Genomic DNA, 21,351 nt, shown 5'->3' on the forward strand with positions numbered 1-21,351 from the left:
TGGCGGTAATTGTCAATATATTAGAGAGAATTGGAACCTTAGCTTTTCAAAATCTGTAGAGTCTGATGTAGCTAGATATAGGGAGATTTCAAAGTGTATTAGAAAAATAATTTATTTTTGAATGAAATATAAGAGGGAACTGTCGGATTGACAATTCCCTCGCATTAATTGAAAGATTAGACTGTGTTTGAAGCGTCAAATTCCTTATAGCAATCCCTTGAATTAATTGCCTAGAAATTTTTCAATAAAGAATTCTAGCTGATAATCTAAGCTAAGTGGATCATTAAAGTAGAATGATTTAGCATCAGCCTCGTAGACATGATTGTTCTTGACAGCTGGAATGTTTTTATACATTTCAGTATCCTGGAATGAATTATCCTCATCTGCGTTTTTACTGAAAATAACGTAGTCGCCAAAGTAGTCATTGAGTACTTCTAGTGATAGGGCAAAATAACCGTCAGTAATTGTTGCTTCCTTTACCTTCTCAGGCATACCTAGCTTTATTTCTTGATAAAGAATTTCGGTTCCTCGTCCAAAGTTATCGCCATAAACATAAAGTTGTTTACTGAATGTTTCGATGACCGAGACCGTCGAATCAGGATCTACTTTTGCCCTGATTTCTTCTCCAGCTTTTGTTGCACGAGCTTTGAAATCGTCTACCCAAGCTTGTGCTTCTTTTTCTTTGTTTAATAATTTACCTACTTCCAGTTGCTGTGTTAAGTAATCCACTTTTCCATAAGTATAAGTGACCGTAGGAGCGATTTGCTTAAACTTATCGATGTTGTTAATATCTGAAAGCCCGATAATAAGATCTGGATTCAACTCAATGATCTTCTCTAGACTTTCGTCCGTAACTATCTCAACGTCTTTTAGCTGCTCTTCAAATCTTGGATTGGTTTTGGACATCTCGTCCACACCAACTAATGGCACGTCTAAAGCCATGACGTTACCTGTTAAAAATCTAGTAAGTACAACAACTCGTTTCGGATTCTTTGGAACCTCGACCGGACCATCCTCGGATTGGTAGATAAACGTGTCTGAATCCGATTCGGACGCATCTGCTACGGAATCTGAAGATGCAGATGAAGAAGTGTTCGTATTGTTTGCATCATTCGTTTTACTGTCGCTACACGCGCTCAGAAGAAGTACCAGGAACAGGAATATCGGAATAAAAAGTTTTTTCATATAATAATTTTCTCCCCTAATAATTGGTATTTGTTGATATGTAATTAAACAACACAAGAGCCGCGAAACATTTAATTACAATTGAAAGTGATTATCATTTTCAATGCAATTATTATTTTATAGCTACTTGGTATTCATGTCAATAGTTGTTATTGTAGTAGTTCTCATGGGAAGGAGATGTCCGAGTATTATGTTACCTTTTCAGTAGATTTAATAGCCACTAGCGTAGTGATGCTGACAGACATAAAATATTTACATGTATAATGCGAATTGGGACATGTCTTTACATAATCCAAGAGGGCGGTGGACAAACATCCGCCACAAGATTACCGAAAAAAGTGGATAAAGAAGACACACTCACTTCTCAATAGTGTAGCTAATGTTTAGTCCAAAGCACTCGTGAATTCGTGATGACCAGGTGCACCCAAATTGTTATTGATAGTCGTGTCAAATTTATATAAGATTTGATTGCAGATTGATTTGTGACAACTAAAATCACAGTATGATATAGTTATAAAAAGAAATATTGTTCGACTTTATTATTTTAGGAGGATACAAATTTGTACACAGAGTTTGTACTATTAGGATTTGCACTACTTGTTTCGTTTTTTTTATCAGGTAGTGAAACAGCATTAATGACAGTTAATAGGATGAAGGTCCGTCTGCGTGCAGAACAAGGAGACAGGGATGCTGAAAAATTACTTGTTCTTTTATTAAAGCCGGACCAGATGACCATCACCATATTAATAGGGAATACAGTAGCTAATATAGCTATGACGGTGCTGTTAATCCTTATTTCAGAAAATTATCATTGGAATATAGTTTGGTCGGTAGTAATTTTAACCGTTGTTATTATTTTATTTGCTGAAGTATTACCAAAAACAATTGCTGCTACTTTTTCCGAGATAGTTGTCTATAAGGTAGCACCATTAATAAGATTGTTTGTTAAATTGTTAAAACCATTAACGTTTTTAATTGCTGCGCTGATTAATATGATGATTCGAATAGGCTCCAAAGGTGCTGTGAAGGAAACGACCATTTCCAAGGAAGAACTTTTAAACATGGTGGATATAGCCTCAACGGATGGTACGTTTGAGGAAGAGGAGTCTGAACGAATAAAAGGAATTCTCGACTTTCCAAACAAAGATGTATCGGATGTGTTATCAACGCATCGAACAGAAATGGTGGCTATTCCTCTGGAAGCTACTTATGAAGAAGTACGCGATACAATATTAGAGCATTTTTATACGAGATATCCAGTTTATGAAGAGGATATGGATACAATAGTAGGGATGTTTTATTCCAAAAGTCTAATCGAATGGTCGATGTATCCATCTAGAAAACTGGAGGAAGTTATCGATAAAGATCCTTTGTTTGTCGTGCAGACATTAAGTGTTGAGAGAGTGTTTAAATTGATGCTTACGCATAAAAAGCATATGGCGATTGTATTGGATGAATACGGTGGAACACTTGGTATTGTTACACATGAAGATTTGATTGAAGAAATGATTGGACAAGAAATAGAAGATGAAACAGATGATGATGAAGATATTTTAGTGCATGAAATGACTGAAAATCGATTAATCTGCGCAGGACGTTTAGAAATTGAAGAAATTAATGAATTATTTAATATTAATATTCTAAACGAAAATGACACAATTGGTGGATTTGTGCTAGATCAGTTGGGACATGTACCAGAAGAAAATGAGCAGTTTTCTTATGAAAATTTACTGATTGAAGTAAATGAGATGGATCGAAACCGTGTTGCAAAACTAACGATTATAAAAAAACAAATCATCCTTCCCGAAACGCAAGAGAGTTAACAGCTCCCTGCGTTTTTTTCTTTTGTCACAAGGTTAGAAATGAAAAATTTCAGGACGTTTTAGATGCTTACTGCGCATATCCATCGGAATGTTGCGAGTAACTCATCCGATATTGCGATAGGCCAAATAATGTTGTGAATAATGGATAAAATGTTGTGCGTAATAGATATAATGCGTCTTAGTGACCGCCAGGATTTCCGCTCTAGGTGGACGCTTTCCGAGGGGGGAGCGATGAGCCAGCACCGTCGCATGTGCGCCGTTTGTGCTGTCTCATCTGTCTCCCTGATCCCTTCGGAGTCGCCACCTGCCGCTGCAATCCAGCATATTTGCTAACTATTCAGTGTTACTATTCACTTATTAATCTTAACTATATTATCTAAAATAAAATCCAATAAATGGTTGGACGAGTCAAATCACGGGGAGAATGCCACTACTTTCTCTTAATAAAGCCTTAACTTTGCCTTAAATTATATGTCTCCATTGAAAATATTCCGTATGTTGCGCATTATTTATTGGGTGATAATATCCGGATTAGTAGAGTGGATAACTTTGCGCAATACTACTGAATAGTTAATATGTTTCTTCTGGATTGGAGCGAAAGGGCGGCGACTCCTACCGGAGGCCAACAGGATGTTGGTCACGAAGGTGTTGCCACACGATGTGGCGCTTCTAGCCTTCGATCTCTGTGGGCAAATGAGACTTCACAACGAACGCGTAGCGGCGGTGAAGGCTCATCGCTCACCCGGTGGAAAGTGTCCGCCCTGCAGCGGAAATCCCAGCGGCAACTTTCTTACGACGTAATATATCTATAATGTGTAATCCTCATGCGGCGGAAAGTCGTTATACCTAGATAGCGATGCTCCTTGACTCTGATTTACTTACACGTTTGTAATAAAGTTGAAAGAGAATCCGATGGAGTGAAAGATTGTTATTTGGCATTATATAGGTAACAAGAGAAGACGAGCGGAGGAATAATTATGCAGGTTAATATAGAAGACGTATACGAGGAATACAACCGGTACATATATTTTTTATGTTTGAAATTAACGAAAAATCAAGTAGACGCGGAAGATCTAATGCAAGAAGTGTGGATGAAAGTTGTACGATATGAGTCTTATATGAAAGAAGTAGATCATCTAAAAGCTTGGCTCACTACCATTTGTATGAATACATTCCGAGATCGTTACCGAAAACAAGTAAGACGGAGTAAGTACATTGCCAATCAACCGGAACAACTAGATGTTTCTATTCTAGATTTAATTGCTTCCGATATATTATCAGTTGAAGATCAACTGGTGAAGGAAGATGTTGGTGAAATCGTTCGTTCCAAAGTTGCTGAGTTAGATGGCATCTATCAAAAAACAGTTTTGTATTTCTATGTGCATCAATTTTCATTAATTGAAATTGCAGAAGTAATGAAAGTTTCAATAGGTACAGTTAAGTCACGATTATTTAGAGCGAAGCAACGCCTAAAGGAATTAATTATGAATGATGAATTAGCGAAGGATTCCTTAATTTTAGTTTAATACGGAAAAGAGTTTTTCGACATTTTGATGTTGTGAGCTCTTTTTTTTATAGATTTGGTGATTTGGTTGCTTCTAGGCTGGAAATGGTCTCGGTTTCAAGCGAATTGGTTCAGAAGTGCCGATTACTGTGAAAGTTTAGCCGATTTTAAAATCTATTTTTGTAATTAGCGACTCAACGTGAATTGGTCTGGAAGTGCCATTTACTGTAAGGAATTTACCGGTTTTAGAAATGCCATTCACTATTAGAAGTAGAACCAGTTTTTAATTTGGCGAATGGTAAGACTAGGAAAGAGTCATTTCCATCAAAAAAGACCCCAAGCTTCTAAAAAGCTTGGGGTCTGGAAACAAATTATTCTTCTACAACTTCTTTTCCAGTAGAAAACCATTCTTCAACGTTCCATACTTTTGTTACTAGGCCTTCGTAGAATTCAGGTTCATGACTTACAAGGACGATTGTGCCTTTATATTCTTTCATCGCTCGTTTTAGTTCTTCTTTTGCATGAATATCCAGATGGTTCGTAGGTTCGTCAAAGATTAACCAGTTACTGTCTTCCATCATGAGTTTGCATAAACGGACTTTTGCTTGCTCCCCACCACTTAGACTAGAAAGGGGACGGGAGATATGTTCACTTTTTAAACCAGTACGGGCAAGTGCACTGCGTACTTGGTTTTGCTCCATGCTTGGGTAGGTTTCCCAAATAGATTCGATAGGTGTTATATTCCCAGCTTTTACTTCTTGTTCAAAATAACAAGGAAACAAGAAATCTCCGCGAGTTACTTTTCCGCCTAGAGCTGGGATTTTGCCCAACATCGTTTTAAGTAACGTAGATTTACCAATCCCATTCATTCCAACTAGCGCAATTTTTTCTCCTCGTTCAATTGTAAACGTTAATGGAGGGAGCAGCGGGTTATCATAACCGATTTGAAGATGGTCTGCCTCTACAACATAGCGACCAGAACTGCGAGATTCTTTAAAACCAAACTCTGGTTTTGCCGCTGTTTCTGGACGGTCAATGCGCTCAATACGATCTAGTTGTTTTTGACGAGATTTTGCACGTCCTGTTGTGGAATAACGTGCTTTATTTTTTGCAATAAAATCCTCTTGTTTCTTAATGAAATCTTGTTGCTTTTCATATGCATCAATATGTTGTCTTTTATTCAACTCAGCAAGCTCTAAAAATTTATCGTAAGATGCTGTATAACGAGTCAGCTTCGAGAATTCCAAATGGAAAATGACGTCTACAATGCCATTCATAAATTCCGTATCATGCGAGATTAATAAAAACGAATGAGGATAGTTTTTCAAATAGTTTGATAGCCAGTTCACATGCTCTTCATCTAAATAGTTGGTAGGCTCGTCCAGTAGCAAAACTTTTGGTTTTTCCAATAAAAGCTTGGCTAGAAGAACTTTCGTCCGCTGACCACCAGAAAGTGCTTCCACAGGACGCTCTAAACCAATTGCATCTAGCCCAAGTCCACGAGCAACTTCTTCTACCTTCATATCTAAAGAATAAAAATCGCCAGCATCTAATGCATCTTGAATTTCCGCCATTTGTTCTAGTAATTCTTCTAATTCTTCTGGAGTAGCATCCGCCATTTTTGCTATGATTTCATTTAACTCTGCCTCTTTTTTATAAAGAGGCAAAAAAGCATCTCGCAGTGTGTCGAACATGGAGCGACCTTGTTGCAGGCGCGTATGCTGATCTAAATATCCATAATGTGTGCCGGGTAACCATTCCACACGACCTTCATCATAAATAATTTCGCCTGTTAAGATGTTCATCAAAGTCGATTTACCAACTCCGTTTGCTCCAACAAGCCCAACATGTTCTCCTTCCACTAAACGAAAAGAAACTTCCTTAAAAAGAGTACGATCTCCGAATGTATGTCCCAAATTTTCTACATTTAATAAGCTCATCTATTATTTCCTCCAAAAAAGAAAGCTCAGCAGATGAATAATCTGCGAGCTTTCAGACTGTTGATAAACGCTTTCTTTCTTCGTTGCAAGTAGCGCCTGACTGCGAAGCGTTTTCAAAACAGTCTAAGGTGTCACCTTCGAAAATACAAGTAGTCTACAATCTAAAAGCAATCCGTTTACAAATCTGCAAGCTGTTTGTTTAATGTTGCAAGGTCTTCTTCCATTTTGGCAAGTCTACGTTCAGCATTTTCTAGTTGAGCTGGATATCCATTAGACTCCAGTTTTTCCATGTCGCCTTGTAAGCTAATATAATCCATTTTTAACTCAGCTATTTGCATCTGTAGTTGGTCTTTTGTCATGAATGTTCACCTTCAGCTTTTTGCATTATTGTAGCATAAAAAATTGGCTAGCGTACTATTTCTTGTTCCTCTTTTTTATTTGCGATTGTCTGATCGATAAGTTTTACTACTTCTTCTAAGTTAGAACTAAATTGAAAGTTCTTTTGTTTTTGTATATAAGCTTTTCTTCTGTTGTCATGTAGAATGATTTCCATCACTGCGTTTTGTAAATACGATTGTTTTATCTTACGTCCTAGCCCTAAGTTTGCAAAGCCGTTTTCTTCTTGAGGAAAAGCAAAATTCATTTCTTCCTCATGTGCACAAAGCACAATGCAAGGAATTTTTTGCTGAGCCACTAAGAAAGGGGTGTAAGCACCAGAAGTTATGACGATATCACTATTGTATATATAAGCTTCTGGCTCTTTTGTGGAAATAACTTTAATGGACTTTCGGGTAAGCGCGAACCTTTTAAGTTCGTTTATATCGTGTTTGTAATATTCATCGACCACAACACTAATCTGCAGTGGAATATGCAGTTGCACAAGATGTCTTAAAGTCCGATACGTTAAATTTTCAGGATCTTCATAAGGAAAGGCTACGACAATATGCGGCGGATCCTGCAACATGTTATTATTTTTATAGATTAGTTGATGAGTGGGGATAAAACCAGTAGGTCCATATACATAATTTGCTTTTGATAAGTCTTTTGGATTTTCATATAGTGCTTGAAATACGATGTCCGCTAAAGCGCTACCATCACCGTGATCATCAAAATGGATAAGCGGACAGTTGAACGATTTTAAATGTCGAATAAGGTCTTTTTCGGAATTTCCACTATCATGAATAATACAATTTGGGTTAAAAAGTTTTAGTATTTCTAAAAGTTGACCATTATTTTTGTATATATTAGCTTTGATATTTTGCGTAACTAAATATTCAATAAGACTTGTGTTTGAACTAGGCACAAAAACTTTAGAGTCAGTAAATTTTAAAGCAGGGAGTAGTACTTTTGCTCGATCAGCAGGATATAATCCACGGTGTGAAAATGTATTTAAAAGATAAGCTAGTTTCAATATTCATCTTCCTTTCCTGACATATTCTATTTATTGTATGGAACTGGACAGGTGCTTATGACTATTAGAAAGGGGGCTATATCGAAATGGGAAAAAGAACCGCAATTGTAGTGGGAGCAACGGGGTTAACAGGAAGCTTATTAGTAAAACAGCTCTGTGAAAGCGAAGAGTATGTTTCTGTTTCTGTAATCGCCAGAAGAGATATTTCCTATAAACATCCTAAATTAGAAATGAAAATAAAAGATTTTGATATGCTAGAAGAAAAAGATTTAGAAATAGCAGATGATCTTTTTTATTGTTTAGGAACGACAATGAAGATAGCAAAAACGAAAGCAAATTTTGAAAAGGTTGATTTAATATATCCCCTGCAAATTGCTTCATTAGCTAAAAAAAGAGGGATACACCATATGCTTGTTATTTCAGCAGCAGGGTCTAGTAAGAAATCTCCGTTTTTTTATAGTCGCATCAAAGGTGAAATGGAGCAGCAACTTATTGATTTAAATCTTCCCAAGCTCTCTATTTTTAGACCGTCATTACTCACAGGACATCGAAAGGAATTCCGACTAGGAGAACGCCTTGCAGAAGGTGTCTTTCAATTATTAAATCCCATTCTAGTGGGACCATTAAAACGATTTCGTTCTATTGATGGAAAACAATTAGCTTATGCAATGGTCCATTTTGCTGTTTGGGCAAATAAAAATAAAGTTACGCTCTATAAATCGCTCGAAATTTTAAAAGCAAAGCCCCTTATAGAAGTGGAAGAACAGCCCATCGCTAGGGAAGAATTGTTTAATTGGGAAAAACGAAAAGATATATTTGTAGAAAAAGAAGAAATAGATAAATGAATTGATTTACAGCTAATTAAGCGGATGCATATACTGCATTAATCCGATAAATTTTTGTGTAATATCAAATAATTAAGGTGATATGGGTTCTCAGCCAAAAGGATGAACTTTATAAAAGTAACACTTTTTGTCTAAATTAGTCCTTCTTATTTGATACAATTAGGAACGGATAAAGGAGGTTCTTAATGATGAAAATTCTACTTGTAGATGGAACAATTATCGGCTCAAAAACAGGTGTCATTTTAGAACAAGTGAAAGACTATATAGAAAAGCTAAATATGGATTATACGTTAGAAATTGTGAATTTGGCGAATTATGAACATCAATTCGTAGATGGAAGACCGTTTGACAAATACAACGATGATATGAAACTGCTAGTAAGTAAATTTGAACAGGCAGACGGTTATATTATCGCAACACCAATTTTCCAAGGGTCCATTCCTGGTGTACTAAAGAATATGTTTGATTTTTTACATCCCAAAACGATGCGATATAAACCAGTATCTATTGTAGCAAACGGCGGGACTTATCAACATCACTTAGTGATCGAAAATCAGCTTAAGCCAATTTTGGACTACTTCCGATGCCTTGTCACACCAAACTATGTTTACACACTTGCGAGTCATTTTGATAATAATAACGTCATAGTAGATGAAGATGTGCATAATCGTCTCCGGGAACTAGCGCGTGTATTCGTACAATACGCCGAAATGAGCAAAACGCTTTGCAAAGAGCCAATTGATACGCACTAATTTTAGAGGATGTCCCTCAAATGATGGAAACCCGTTTAGTTGATCTGTTCAAAAAATAAAAAAATGTTTCAAATAACACGAGAGTTAACACGATTTCAGGCGATAGTTTCGCCACTATATTAAGTAACAAATAGCACCGTTAATCGCGGTGCTATTTTCGTTCGCTTGAACTCGACGAGTGTCCAAGAAATCGAAATCCAATTATCGAAAGTTAAAAGATATATAAAATTACTCTGTTATAATAAAAGAAGGAGAAATAAGCCGGATTATTCAACGAACTGACCAAATAAGTTAAAAAGGTTGACTCATTATTATTAAAGGGGATATGCACTAATGAAAAATATTTTTAATCATATAGATACAGTAGAATTATTAAAGCGTATTGACAAATTGAGTCCAAATTCACAACCACAATGGGGAAAAATGAACGTTGCCCAAATGCTAGCGCATTGTTCATCTTTCCAAGACATTGCAATGGGAAATTCTTTTCCACCAAGGAGTTGGTTAGGAATAATAGTAGGTAGGTTTGCAAAAAAAATCATGTACAATGACAAGACATTGCCCCATAATCTGTCTACTATTCCAACCATTTTGATTGCAGATGATAGAGAATTTGACATAGAAAAAGAAAAGCTTAAACAAAAAATTATCACATTCCAAAATAACGGACCAGAAAAGTGCACAACTCATCCACATCCTTTTTTTGGAAAGCTAACTTCTGAGCAATGGGGTATAGGAATATACAAGCACCTTGACCATCATTTTAAACAGTTTCAAGTTTAAACATTAAAAAACAAAATGAAACGATGTGCAACGTTAGTTGAAGAAAGTATCTTATTTGAAGCAACCAACTGTATGTCTTTTTATAATCTTTTGTTTTGCCTTAAACGAACGTGATTGTAGAACAAATAATGTTATTTAAGGACTGTAACTGGTCCTTTTTTATTTGATTTCAACAACTTTTTCATTTCTAATCTCGATTAAATTAACCATCTAAATGACATTAGTTTTACAAGAAAAAGTCACCTTAAATAATTATTGTATGTATCCGCTAATTGAACTGCTAAAACGAACTCTATTTGCCTATAAACGTAAGATATAAAGGCATTTAGAAGACCACTATTCTATAAGTGAATTAGTGGTCTTTTTCGTCGTTTAATTTGCATTTTGTGCTACTGAATTGAACGTGTTAAAAATGATGGAGACATCCTTTTTTTTATTTTAAAATAAATGAACTTTTTCATCATTCGAATGTCTAATGTATAACAGTAAGCGAAATGGGGTGATGTGGTGGATGAAGTGGAAGTCGCAAGTAACGCAATAAAACGGGATGAACAGGCATTTATACAATTAATGCAATTACATAAAGAAGATTTATATAGAACAGCTTTTGCATTTTTAAAAAATGAACACGATGCTGTCGAAGCAATGCAAGAAGTAACATTCAGAGCTTTTGAAAAAATACATACTGTAAAAAAGCCAAATTATATGAAAACATGGCTTATTCGAATTATGATGAATTACTGCCAAGATCAGTTGAAAAAGAAGAAGCGATTTATTTCAAATGAAGTTCTACAAGAAATAGGGGGCTATTCAGTGGATTCTACTATGGAGTTGGAAGAAGCTATCGCATCCTTGTCTAGTGACGAGCAACAGTTAATATTTCTGAAGTACTTTCAAAATACAAAGATTAAAGAAATCGCTGAAATAAAGAAAATTCCAGAAGGGACCGTAAAATCGAGACTCCATACGGCACTAAAGTCATTGAGAAGTTTCCTAGCAGAGAAAGGAGATGTAGATCATGTATGAAAAAGAAGAAGAAATGTTGGACGAATCAAGAAAGCAATTGGAACAAATCGAGATTCCTGACCAACAAATAACGAATGCAATCCAGCAAGGTTTGCTCCAGGCAAAAAATAAAAAAAGAAAACGAAAGAAAATGCTTTGGACTTTTTCAGTTGCTGCTATCCTAATGCTCACCTTCGTGACATCTATTCGTGTATCACCTGCTTTTGCAAGCGCGATTGCCTCTTTACCAGGGATGGAGAGATTTGTTGATCTAATTCAATTTGATAAAGGATTAGAAGCTATTATAGAAAATGAATACTATGAACCAATAGGTGTCAGGCAAGTGAAAGACGATATGACTTTCACTATAGATGGGGTTATTTTAGATGAGACTGGAATGGAGATTTTTTATACACTGGAGGCTCCATTTTCAATTGAGAATATTCGATATGGAAATATTGATGTATTAAACGGCGATAGAAACCTAAGTGATGATTCTTCCTATTCTTTTGGATATGTCGGTGAAAAAACAAATCGAATAGTCGAACGTTTTAGTTTTACATTTGGAGAAGCAAAGCAATTTAACTCTCAGCAATTCGAATTGATCTTTCAAATAAAAAATGAAAAGAAAACGACTTTCACTATTCCATTTACTATTAAAAATGATATTAAAAAAGGGAAAGTCTACTCAGTAAACCAAAAAGTAGAGATGGATGGTCAAAAGATGTTGGTGAAAGAAATTACCGTTTATCCACTTCGCGTAGCAGTAAATATAGAATTTGATGAACAGAATAATATGGAGATTCTCCAATTTGAAGATATGCGTATTGAGGATGAAAAGGGGGAACTATGGAGTTCTATTCAAAATGGAACAAGTGGTTTTGGTGGAGTAGAAAACATAGAAAGAACTTATTTTTTACAAAGTAACTATTTTAAAGAACCGAAAAAGCTTTATTTTAAATTCGATAAAGTGCAGGCACTGCCTAAGGATGAAAGTTATTTACTAATTGATATGGAGAAAAAAGAAGTATTGAATAAACCGTCAGACGGCAAATTGGAAGTTATGAACATTAACAACAATTCAGTTGAAGTAAAAATTCCACAAATAAAGGAAGATCACATGTATTCTCTTTTTGGAGATGCTAAAAATGCAAATGGAGAAAGGATCGATACGCCATCGCAAAGTATGCATGGTGATGCGGATGGAGAATATAATTACACAACTATTGAGTTGGATTCTAAAAACATTGTAAATCCAATCAAACTCTATTTATATTCATATCCAAATTACTTAGACGGCTCTGTTTCGATTCAAATTAAATAAAGTTGCATATTTGTTTTCCGCTAAATGGCTAAGGGAGACCAAATAAAGTGTGAAAGCAACCATTTCACTAGTGAGAGCAACCAATGCATAAGTGAGAGCAACCATTTCATTCACTAGAGCAACCAAATCACATACGGGAGCACTCAATTCTGCGACGAGCTTGTTCGGGCTCACTCAAATCAATAAAAGATGATTTTTAAAGTAAAAAAGACTCAATGTTTGAACTGACCTAGCGATATGAGACACATATAAAACACCTTTTTAGGCTGCCGCAATGCCAAATTCTTTTGGCGTAAGGTAGCCTAATTTTTCTTGGATCCGTTCTTCATTGTAATGACGAATATACTCGTCAATTCTTTGCACAACACTGACATTACTTAATGAATTAAACTTGGCTAGGCTAAACTCTTCTGTTTTTAAACTAGAATGAAAGGACTCAATTACTGCATTATCCCAACAGTTTCCACGTCTGGACATACTGCTAACTAAATGGTTTTCCTTCAAGGCATTTTGATAAGCATACGATGTATAGACACTTCCTTGATCAGAATGAACAATAACACCTTGGGGGTTTCCGCGAGCTATTAACGCTTCACGCAACGTATCCATGACTAACGGAGTCTGTTGGTGATTATAAAGCTTATAAGTGACAATTTCATTGTTATATAAATCCATGATCGTCGAAAGATATAATGTGACGCTACCATATTGAATATACGTAATATCCGTTACCCATTTTTCGTTCGGTTTACTAGCTATAAAGTTACGATTCAATACATTTGGGGCAATTACTACTGACTCACCTTGAGATTTCCATTTTCTTTTTTGCTTTACTTTGCATTGAAGATGAAACTTTTGCATGGTTTTCTGAACGGTATTGCGGTCTAATTTAATTCCATAATCTCTTTTCAATAACGCCTTTATTTTACGATGACCATTGCGGTATTTCGTTTTCTTGCATAGTTCGATGATTGCTTCTTCTGCTAAGGTTAAAATCTTCTCAACACCTTCAGCTAACCAACGATAAAAGCTGGAACGTGGTATTTCTAAGGCTGATAAAATGACACTTACTGTATAGTTTTTCCGGAACTTTTCCACGATTTGAAGAACTATGTGTTTTCAACTCCTTTATCATTTCCAAATACTTTTTTAGAATCTCATTCTCCATTTTTAAATGGTTCATCTGCGTATCTTTCTTCTCTTCTTCACTTTTAAAATCAGGCCCATGCCCAAACGTATATTGTTTCCCAATCGGTTGGTCAAAACGATGAATTTCATTCGCTCTATACCATCTCATCCATGTCTCAACTTGAGATTTATTCTTAATTCCGTATTTCTCCATAATTTCTTTCGTTGTTAGTTTACCACTCATTTTTTCTTTGACGACTGCCCATTTAATCTCGCTTGTATACACGTTTTTGCCCATGCAAAAACACCTCCGATTTAAGTACTTGTTTTAAGTGTACCATTACCGAAGGTGTTTTATATTGTCTCACTATTTTAGGTTAGTCCAGTTGTTGTAAACAGCTTTTGAGTCTTTTTATTTGGTAGTAAGTGGTCAAAAAATCTCAAGTGCAATCACTGGAAGTTATAATATTCTGTATACAGCTCCTAATGAGTAGTGAAAAATGCTATTGTAGAAATAACTAATCTATTGAGGAGCATTTAGAATGAGACAATTTGCGATTCGCTTTAGTGCATTTACATTACTGTGGTTGTTTTTTATCTTTTTTGCATATAATGAATCTTCCTCGTTATCATTGATCATTACGCTGTTTGCAACATCGTTAACCGTGCATTTTTTTATTCCTATTGTAAAAAAGCCTCTATTTCTTTGTTTGTTAGGACAATTAATCATTATTTTTACGCTGTTTTGGACTTCTAGCTTTGAATATATGTTACCTCTAATAGCACTAAGTTTACTAGAAGGTGCATTTCATTTACAGACTCGACCATTATGGGTGCTTGTTGTCGTATCTTTTGTACTTGTTCTTCCTAGTTTAATATACACACATACATCTTATGCAATCAGTGGATTGTTTGTTTTGTTCGGTATTGGCTGTTTGTTCCTCAATCGCTATATTAATGAGACAAAAGAGAAGCGTGAATTATATGAAGAGCTACTTGGAGAGTATCGAAGTTTAAAGCGTACCTCTTTACAGCAGGAGGAAGTTGTTCGATTAGAAGAACGTACACGTGTGGCCAGAGATATTCACGATTCTGTTGGACATAAACTGACTGCACTTTTAATGCAGTTAGAAATGGATTCGATGACAGGAAACTATCCCAATATTGTCGAATTAAAAAAACTAGCAAGAGAGAGTTTAGAAGAAACGAGGCATGCTGTTCGCCAGTTAAAGCAAGAAGAAATAACCGGTATACAATCAGTGATCCTGCTTATTCGTAAGCTAGAATCCGAAAGTCATCTACTCGTTCGCTTTATAACAGAGAAAGGTGCGCTGTCTATACCGCTTACGAATGAACAGAGCATTACTTTGTACCGCATGCTTCAAGAAGCACTAACGAATGCGATGAAACACGGTGCATCACGGGAAGTTGAGGTAACACTTAGACAAACATCTACTAGGTGCTTACAATTTTTAGTGGGCAATAAAGTATCCAGTGTTACACCAATTGAAATGGGATTTGGCCTAACCAATATGAAAGCTAGAGTAGAGGAATTAGGAGGAGAACTACGAATCTTACGAACAGAGGAGCACTTCCAAATTGAAGGATCATTTCCTTTAAAGGAGAATTGAACATGTCAAAAAAGGTTTTAATAGTAGAGGATCAAGCGATTGTTCGGCAGGGGTTGCGAATGATGATAGATCAAAACAATGATTTTACTGTTGTTGCAGAAGCAAGTAATGGAAAAGAAGCAATTTCAGCATTGGAACTATATGCGATTGATATTGTGCTACTTGATATTCGGATGCCTGAGATGAATGGTGTGGAAGCAACGAAACGAATAAAGAAGCGCTGGCCGCAAGTTAAAATTTTGATATTAACGACCTTTGACGATGATGAATATGCAATCCAAACATTAAAAGACGGGGCAAGTGGCTTTATGTTAAAAACGGCAGAACCTACGAAACTTATAGCAGCCATCCATAGTATTTTATCGGGTGGCCTTGTGCTAAATGAAGAAGTAGCGGCTAAAATGATGCCTCGACTTTTAGAAAAAAATAGCGAACCAACAATCACGCATACTTTAACGGCAAGAGAAATTGATATTCTGAAACTAGTAGGAGAAGGAAAAACGAATAAAGAAATTGCCGAGGCACTTTTCCTATCCATTGGCACGGTGAAAAATCACATTACGCATATTTTACAACAGCTAGAACTTCGTGATCGTACCCAGCTTGCAATTTATGCAGTAAAAAATAATTTAGTTTAATAGGAGTTGTCCCTAAAAATACTATGGGGCAACTCCTTTCTTTATGTGAAAGGTTTAAACTGTTTGTGTCTTCGAATGAAGCATTTTCTAAAAAGGCATAATTCAATTTGAAAAGTGAACTTGCGATTTGGAGCAACTACTTTGTGACTCATACTTAATAAATAATGTTCAAATTCTCCCGTGGAGTATCTCAAAAAAAAACGGGTGTATCTCAGAAAATCTCAGTTTATCCCCTTAGTTTGAAAAGTGTGGACTTTATTGATTACTCGCTACATTACAAGGCGTATGCGCAATATAGGACGTGATACCCGCAACATTATAGTGACGGAGGTCATATGTCGAAATGACTTTAGATAGTTGGGGGCTATTTGCAAATATCGTATAGTAGAGCAGAAGGGAGAGATCGATATGTTAGAAGCAATTGGGTTATCCAAGACGTTTAAAAAGATAAAAGCTGTAGACAATCTTAGTCTCTATGTTGAAAGAGGGGAGATTGTAGGATTGCTTGGACCGAATGGTGCAGGGAAGTCGACGGCAATTGCGATGATTTCTACACTCATTCCAACTTCAAATGGAGATGTGAGAATTGATAATAAAAGTGCATTGCAACATCCAAATGAATTACGAAAAATACTCGGGGTGGTCCCACAAGAAATCGCATTATACGAAGAGTTAACCGCACGTGAAAATTTAAAGTTTTTTGGTCGCATTCATAAAATGCCAAAAGCCCAACTAAATGCACGAATAGAAGAAGTACTGGAGCAAATTGGGTTACAGGATCAACCTAAAAAGCTTGTGAAACATTATTCCGGGGGAATGAAGCGCCGGCTTAACATCGGTGCTGCGCTAATACACGAGCCTGAATTTCTAATTATGGATGAACCGACAGTTGGTATAGATCCACAATCTAGAAATTATATTTTAGAAACTGTGAAGCTTTTAAATAAAGAAAAGAAAGTGTCTATTTTATATACGAGTCATTATATGGAAGAAGTAGAGTATCTATGTGATCGCATTTACATTATGGATTCAGGTCATATTATCGCTTCTGGAAGTAAAGATGAGATTAAAAATATTTTATCCTCTGAAAAAACGATTCGTATAAAGCTTGAACGCACTGTAACGGAGTTTGTTGAGGGGTTAAAACGTGAAACGGTTATTTCACAGCTTAAGGAAAAGGGTGAGACTATTACTGTGACCGTTGCGAAAGATGTGAATTTATTTCCTAAGTTATTATCTTTATCTGAACAAACTGGAGCCATATTAGTGAGTGTCGATGTGGATGCACCAAGTTTAGAGGATGTGTTCCTTCATTTAACTGGAAAAGAACTACGAAACTAAGAAAGGGTGAGTGAAAATGTTTATTGCTTTTATGAAAAAACAATTCCTCTTCTTTCTTCGTCGCCCACAAGAGTTACTTATTCTATTATTGATGCCATTTGTTCTTATAAGTATTCTTGGATTTGCCCTTGGTTCAATAATGGACGGTGACGGCGGACCGCCTATGAAGTTGAAAGTAGCGATTGTTGAGCATACAAGTGAACAGCAGGAGTTAACAGATATTATAGAACAATTCGGAAAAATTACGGATGTTCATAACTTATTACCAATTACTAGTTTAAAGGAACAATTATTTAACAATGAAGAAGTAAATTCTTTTATCATATTAGAAACATTAAGTGCAGATCAATTAGATGAAGCCAAAAAAGATGGTGTGTACGATGCCATCATTGAAGTCCCAGAACATTTTAACTTGAATACAATTCAAGCAATTTTTATAGAAAATCAAAAGAAGCCCGAACTTATCCTTTATTCGAACGAAACGAAAAGCTTATCAGCTAATGTAGTACAAAGTTTAATAGATTCATTTCAGCAACAGTATTCGAGAACGGTACTTCTTGGGAAAAATAATTTATTAGAGCCGATGAACGTAAACATCATTTCTGATATTCAAACAATCGATAAGCATAAACCTGTGGAGGCAAGAGCTTATTATACAATTGGTATGAGTGTCATGTTCGTACTATTTGCAGCAGTAAAAGCCTCTACAATGGCTTATGATGAAAAAAAGTTGCATCTATTTGACCGTATTTTACTTGCAAATGTATCCCGCTGGACCTATTTGTTAAGCATTTTTGCATCGACATTGCTGTTAGTGTTTATACAGTTATCGGTTTTATTTGGTGGAGCATTTTTAGTTTACGGGGTAAAGTTCCCAACATTGTCTTTGTTTATACTCATAACGATCATGCTTAGTTCTGTTATTGGTGCTATTGCTACTTTGTTGACATCTATTAATTTTCGTACGGAATCAAAGAATGCTTCTAATTTATTTCAAGCGATGTTTGCCTCAGTTCTATCCTTTTTAGGGGGAAGTTTTTTTCAAGTAAGTAGTATTTCTGCATTCTTTAATACCGTTGGAAACTTGACACCTAATGGTGCAGCAATGTCTGCCTATTTAAAATTAATGCAAGGGGATGGCTTGAAGGAAATTAGTAGTCATTTGTACGTACTTGCTATTTTAACAATTGTTTTATTAAGCGTTTCGATATTGCTATTTCCAAGAAAGGGGGGAGTAGTATGATTGGTATTATCGCAGCAAAGTTCCAATTGTTTCTAAGAAAACCTGCAACGTTTATTATTATGACTGCTATTAGTATAGCTTTTGCTTATATGGTTGGATTAAGTGGGCAAGGGAAAATTGAAATACCAGTGTATACTGCTCTTACAAATTCTGAGGAACTAGTGGAACATCTTAACAAATCAGAAAATTTTTTATTTGTTAAAGCTACAAAAGAGGAAGCGGAAAAGGAAGTCAGAGAAGGGCAAACCGTTGCAGCAGTTCAGCTATCGGAAGAAGGGTATACAATCATCCATGCTTCGGATGAAACGAGTATACCGCTGATCAATAACGAACTTCGACTTGTATATGCAAAAATGCTAGAGAATAAAAGTATCTTAGCACAAGCCGATAAACCTGACAAAGTAAAAGCAGTGTTAATGGAAGCGGAAGAAAGTCCAGTTTTTCAAGTGAAGCAGTATAACTTTAAAAATGATAAGGAAATAGTTTATGATAGTCGATTATATAGTCTCTTTGGTTTTTCTCTATATTTCGTTATGTACACAATAGCAAATAATGTATATCCTATTATGGAGGAAAAACATAACCGTATTTGGGATCGACTCATTTTATCTTCTGTTAATAAATGGGAAATTTATGCGGGTAATTTACTTTTCAGCTTTTTGATCGGTTATATACAAATAGTCGTTATTTTTTGTACGTTTCGTTACGTTGCAGGAGTGGATTTTTATGGGGGTTTTGCAAAAACATTTATTGTTTTAATCCCATATGTTTTAGCAATTGTAGCGCTTTGTATTTTACTGGCATCATTAGCTGGATCAGCTGGAAAATATATGTCTTATTTGACCATCACGTCAGTACCACTTGCCATGCTTGGAGGGGCTTATTGGCCGCTTGAAATTGTAACATCCAAAGTAATGTTATTTTTAGCAAAAATCACACCTGTAAATTATGGCATGCAGCTGTTAAACGGAGCTACCGTGAATGGCTATTCTTATAGTGAGCTTTTAGAGCCAATGAGCATTTTACTCTTAATGGCGGTTATTATGATGGGTATTGGTATAAATATAATTGAAAAACGAAATACGTAAAAAAAGTGGCTTGAAAAGTAATTTTCAAGCCACTTTTTTGTTTGATTAGAAATTAATAATTTCTCATTTTTACTTTTTTCTATGGTAGTATTATTTGAGAATTTGTTTGTTTTGGAGGGTTTTACTTGGTTTCTACAATTACCGCAATCATTATTTTTGTTATTACGCTCACACTTGTTATTTTACAGCCTAGAAATTTATCAATTGGCTGGTCAGCATGTGGAGGAGCAGTTATTGCACTTTTAGTTGGAGTCGTTGATTTCCATGATGTGCTTGATGTTACGAGCATTGTGTGGAATGCAACACTCGCATTTATTGGGATCATTATTATTTCACTTATTTTAGATGAAATTGGATTTTTTGAATGGGCGGCGCTGCATGTGGCACGAGCTGCAAAAGGGAATGGCGTTCGCATGTTCATCTATGTATCCATTCTTGGAGCGATGGTCTCAGCCTTGTTTGCGAACGATGGAGCAGCCCTTATTTTGACACCAATTGTACTTGCGATGGTTCGAAATTTGAATTTCAATGAAAAAATGGTGTTTCCATTTATTATAGCGAGTGGTTTTATTGCGGATACGACTTCACTTCCATTCATCGTTAGTAACTTGGTAAATATCGTATCTGCTGATTTCTTTGGGATTGGATTTGTAGAATATGCAACTCGAATGATTGTACCCAATCTTTTTTCATTAGTTGCAAGTATTTTTGTATTGTTTTTATTTTTCCGTAAAAGTATCCCGAAAGATTATGATACTGACAATTTAAAACGACCAATGGATGCGGTAAAGGATATTAAAATGTTCAAGCTGTCCTGGTTTGTATTAGTAGTTTTACTAGTTGGGTACTTTTCTAGTGAATTTATTGGTATTCCAGTTTCGTTTGTAGTTGGGATAATCGCCATTTTCTTTTTAGTTATGGCAAGAAGAAGTCCATCTATAAAAACGGAAAAGATAGTAAAAGGAGCACCTTGGAATATTGTTTTTTTCTCCATTGGCATGTATGTCGTTGTATACGGACTTCAAAATGTGGGACTAACATCTGTTTTGGCGAAGGCTATCGAAGCTGCAGCCAATCAAGGCTTATTCGTGGGGACGATGGCAATGGGCTTTATCGCAGCCATTTTATCTTCGGTCATGAATAATTTGCCTACAGTTATGATTGATGCTTTAGCGATTGCAGAAACCTCCACAACGGGTACAATGCGTGAAGCATTAATTTATGCTAATGTTATCGGTTCTGATCTAGGACCTAAAATTACACCAATTGGATCCCTTGCAACATTATTGTGGCTCCATGTGTTGTCTCATAAAGGAGTTAAAGTATCGTGGGATAGCTACTTTAGAGTAGGGATAGTTTTGACGATTCCGACATTATTCATCACGCTAGTTGGTCTTTATGTTTGGTTGTTGATCGTTTCGTAATAAAAGCTGATACTGAAATATAACAATATTAAGTTGTCTGGAATAGTTATAATCTTTTCGAATCCTATTAGTTTAAACCAACTCGATTGAAAGAATCAAATTGGTTTTTTTTATAGGCAATGTTAAAGGAAATGGTTGACTTTTCGTAAAATGGTCTGTTGACACCTATCCTACAACTGAATAAAATAGTATCCTAAAATTGGATATTTATGTTAAAGTGAAAATGGGTTAGTGAAGGTTTACACTTAAACTACCGGGGCAGGTTAATGAAAAATAACAATGTGGG

Annotated in this window: 19 protein-coding genes; 13 read left to right on the forward strand and 6 right to left on the reverse strand. The window is 35.8% G+C overall.

Annotated features, from left to right (window positions below; all coding sequences use genetic code 11):
- Positions 1-222: 222 nt before the first annotated feature.
- Entirely contained in the window at positions 223-1,185 is a 963-nt protein-coding gene (locus tag PB01_RS02810; RefSeq protein ID WP_151701940.1) for an iron-hydroxamate ABC transporter substrate-binding protein, read from the reverse strand.
- Between the two features lie 560 nt (positions 1,186-1,745).
- Between PB01_RS02810 and PB01_RS02815 the strand changes: the two genes are divergently transcribed.
- Both PB01_RS02815 and PB01_RS02820 read left to right on the forward strand, forming a co-directional pair.
- A complete protein-coding gene (locus tag PB01_RS02815) occupies positions 1,746-3,008 on the forward strand; it encodes a hemolysin family protein (protein WP_225986147.1) in 1,263 nt (420 codons plus the stop codon).
- Positions 3,009-3,985: 977 nt separating this feature from the next.
- Entirely contained in the window at positions 3,986-4,534 is a 549-nt protein-coding gene (locus tag PB01_RS02820) for an RNA polymerase sigma factor (RefSeq protein ID WP_151698775.1), read from the forward strand.
- A gap of 349 nt (positions 4,535-4,883) precedes the next feature.
- Here PB01_RS02820 and PB01_RS02825 read toward each other — a convergent pair whose 3' ends face one another.
- From PB01_RS02825 to PB01_RS02835, 3 genes are all read right to left on the reverse strand, one after another.
- Positions 4,884-6,452 (reverse strand): ABC-F family ATP-binding cassette domain-containing protein, encoded by a 1,569-nt coding sequence (locus tag PB01_RS02825; protein WP_151698776.1) that lies wholly within the window; start codon positions 6,450-6,452, stop codon positions 4,884-4,886.
- Between the two features lie 176 nt (positions 6,453-6,628).
- A complete protein-coding gene (locus tag PB01_RS02830) occupies positions 6,629-6,811 on the reverse strand; it encodes an SE1832 family protein (RefSeq protein ID WP_151698777.1) in 183 nt (60 codons plus the stop codon).
- Positions 6,812-6,858: 47 nt separating this feature from the next.
- Positions 6,859-7,863: a hypothetical protein gene (locus PB01_RS02835; protein ID WP_151698778.1), complete on the reverse strand. Its 1,005-nt coding sequence runs from the start codon at positions 7,861-7,863 to the stop codon at positions 6,859-6,861.
- An 86-nt stretch (positions 7,864-7,949) separates the two neighbouring features.
- Here PB01_RS02835 and PB01_RS02840 point away from each other — a divergent pair, with 86 nt between their 5' ends.
- The 5 genes from PB01_RS02840 (at position 7,950) to PB01_RS02860 (ending at position 12,572) form a co-directional block, all read left to right on the forward strand.
- Positions 7,950-8,708, forward strand: a complete 759-nt coding sequence (locus tag PB01_RS02840) for an NAD-dependent epimerase/dehydratase family protein (RefSeq protein WP_151698779.1) — start codon at positions 7,950-7,952, stop codon at positions 8,706-8,708.
- A gap of 188 nt (positions 8,709-8,896) precedes the next feature.
- The gene (locus PB01_RS02845) at positions 8,897-9,460 is read left to right on the forward strand and encodes an NADPH-dependent FMN reductase (RefSeq protein ID WP_151701941.1); all 564 of its coding nucleotides are present in this window, start codon (positions 8,897-8,899) and stop codon (positions 9,458-9,460) included.
- Between the two features lie 333 nt (positions 9,461-9,793).
- Positions 9,794-10,243 (forward strand): DUF1569 domain-containing protein, encoded by a 450-nt coding sequence (locus PB01_RS02850; RefSeq protein ID WP_151698780.1) that lies wholly within the window; start codon positions 9,794-9,796, stop codon positions 10,241-10,243.
- A gap of 507 nt (positions 10,244-10,750) precedes the next feature.
- Positions 10,751-11,269 (forward strand): sigma-70 family RNA polymerase sigma factor, encoded by a 519-nt coding sequence (locus PB01_RS02855; RefSeq protein WP_192797446.1) that lies wholly within the window; start codon positions 10,751-10,753, stop codon positions 11,267-11,269.
- On the forward strand, positions 11,262-12,572 hold the full coding sequence (locus PB01_RS02860) for a DUF4179 domain-containing protein (RefSeq protein WP_151698781.1): 1,311 nt from the start codon (positions 11,262-11,264) through the stop codon (positions 12,570-12,572). Before PB01_RS02855 ends, PB01_RS02860 begins: the two co-directional genes overlap by 8 nt.
- A 261-nt stretch (positions 12,573-12,833) precedes the next feature.
- On the opposite strand, the gene PB01_RS02865 is transcribed toward PB01_RS02860, so the two are convergent.
- Complete coding sequence (locus PB01_RS02865; RefSeq protein WP_192797447.1) at positions 12,834-13,670, reverse strand: IS3 family transposase; 837 nt, start codon at positions 13,668-13,670, stop codon at positions 12,834-12,836.
- On the reverse strand, positions 13,582-13,998 hold the full coding sequence (locus PB01_RS02870; protein ID WP_151698783.1) for a helix-turn-helix domain-containing protein: 417 nt from the start codon (positions 13,996-13,998) through the stop codon (positions 13,582-13,584). Before PB01_RS02870 ends, PB01_RS02865 begins: the two co-directional genes overlap by 89 nt.
- Before the next feature lie 244 nt (positions 13,999-14,242).
- On the opposite strand from PB01_RS02870, the gene PB01_RS02875 reads away from it, so the two are divergent.
- The 6 genes from PB01_RS02875 to PB01_RS02900 all read left to right on the forward strand — a co-directional run bounded on the left by PB01_RS02875 (position 14,243) and on the right by PB01_RS02900 (position 21,065).
- Positions 14,243-15,331 carry a sensor histidine kinase gene (locus PB01_RS02875; RefSeq protein ID WP_151698784.1) on the forward strand — a complete coding sequence of 363 codons (1,089 nt, stop codon included), beginning with the start codon at positions 14,243-14,245 and terminating at the stop codon, positions 15,329-15,331.
- Positions 15,332-15,333: 2 nt separating this feature from the next.
- The gene (locus PB01_RS02880) at positions 15,334-15,969 is read left to right on the forward strand and encodes a response regulator transcription factor (protein ID WP_151698785.1); all 636 of its coding nucleotides are present in this window, start codon (positions 15,334-15,336) and stop codon (positions 15,967-15,969) included.
- Positions 15,970-16,377: 408 nt separating this feature from the next.
- Complete coding sequence (locus PB01_RS02885) at positions 16,378-17,310, forward strand: ABC transporter ATP-binding protein (protein ID WP_151698786.1); 933 nt, start codon at positions 16,378-16,380, stop codon at positions 17,308-17,310.
- Between the two features lie 16 nt (positions 17,311-17,326).
- On the forward strand, positions 17,327-18,553 hold the full coding sequence (locus PB01_RS02890; RefSeq protein WP_151698787.1) for an ABC transporter permease: 1,227 nt from the start codon (positions 17,327-17,329) through the stop codon (positions 18,551-18,553).
- Complete coding sequence (locus tag PB01_RS02895; RefSeq protein WP_151698788.1) at positions 18,550-19,641, forward strand: ABC transporter permease; 1,092 nt, start codon at positions 18,550-18,552, stop codon at positions 19,639-19,641. The genes PB01_RS02890 and PB01_RS02895 overlap by 4 nt, the downstream gene beginning before the upstream one ends.
- A 125-nt stretch (positions 19,642-19,766) precedes the next feature.
- Positions 19,767-21,065, forward strand: a complete 1,299-nt coding sequence (locus PB01_RS02900; RefSeq protein ID WP_151698789.1) for an arsenic transporter — start codon at positions 19,767-19,769, stop codon at positions 21,063-21,065.
- The last annotated feature ends 286 nt before the right edge of the window (positions 21,066-21,351 follow it).

The organism is Psychrobacillus glaciei (genome assembly GCF_008973485.1).
Lineage (GTDB): Bacteria > Bacillota > Bacilli > Bacillales_A > Planococcaceae > Psychrobacillus > Psychrobacillus glaciei.

Bases quoted from the DNA above. Each gene is read 5' to 3' on its own strand.
- PB01_RS02810 (WP_151701940.1), bottom strand. From the start codon at position 1,185: ATGAAAAAACTTTTTATTCCGATATTCCTGTTCCTGGTACTTCTTCTG.
- PB01_RS02820 (WP_151698775.1), top strand. From the start codon at position 3,986: ATGCAGGTTAATATAGAAGACGTATACGAGGAATACAACCGGTACATA.
- PB01_RS02825 (WP_151698776.1), bottom strand. From the start codon at position 6,452: ATGAGCTTATTAAATGTAGAAAATTTGGGACATACATTCGGAGATCGT.
- PB01_RS02830 (WP_151698777.1), bottom strand. From the start codon at position 6,811: ATGACAAAAGACCAACTACAGATGCAAATAGCTGAGTTAAAAATGGAT.
- PB01_RS02840 (WP_151698779.1), top strand. From the start codon at position 7,950: ATGGGAAAAAGAACCGCAATTGTAGTGGGAGCAACGGGGTTAACAGGA.
- PB01_RS02845 (WP_151701941.1), top strand. From the start codon at position 8,897: ATGAAAATTCTACTTGTAGATGGAACAATTATCGGCTCAAAAACAGGT.
- PB01_RS02850 (WP_151698780.1), top strand. From the start codon at position 9,794: ATGAAAAATATTTTTAATCATATAGATACAGTAGAATTATTAAAGCGT.
- PB01_RS02860 (WP_151698781.1), top strand. From the start codon at position 11,262: ATGTATGAAAAAGAAGAAGAAATGTTGGACGAATCAAGAAAGCAATTG.
- PB01_RS02870 (WP_151698783.1), bottom strand. From the start codon at position 13,998: ATGGGCAAAAACGTGTATACAAGCGAGATTAAATGGGCAGTCGTCAAA.
- PB01_RS02875 (WP_151698784.1), top strand. From the start codon at position 14,243: ATGAGACAATTTGCGATTCGCTTTAGTGCATTTACATTACTGTGGTTG.
- PB01_RS02880 (WP_151698785.1), top strand. From the start codon at position 15,334: ATGTCAAAAAAGGTTTTAATAGTAGAGGATCAAGCGATTGTTCGGCAG.
- PB01_RS02885 (WP_151698786.1), top strand. From the start codon at position 16,378: ATGTTAGAAGCAATTGGGTTATCCAAGACGTTTAAAAAGATAAAAGCT.
- PB01_RS02890 (WP_151698787.1), top strand. From the start codon at position 17,327: ATGTTTATTGCTTTTATGAAAAAACAATTCCTCTTCTTTCTTCGTCGC.
- PB01_RS02895 (WP_151698788.1), top strand. From the start codon at position 18,550: ATGATTGGTATTATCGCAGCAAAGTTCCAATTGTTTCTAAGAAAACCT.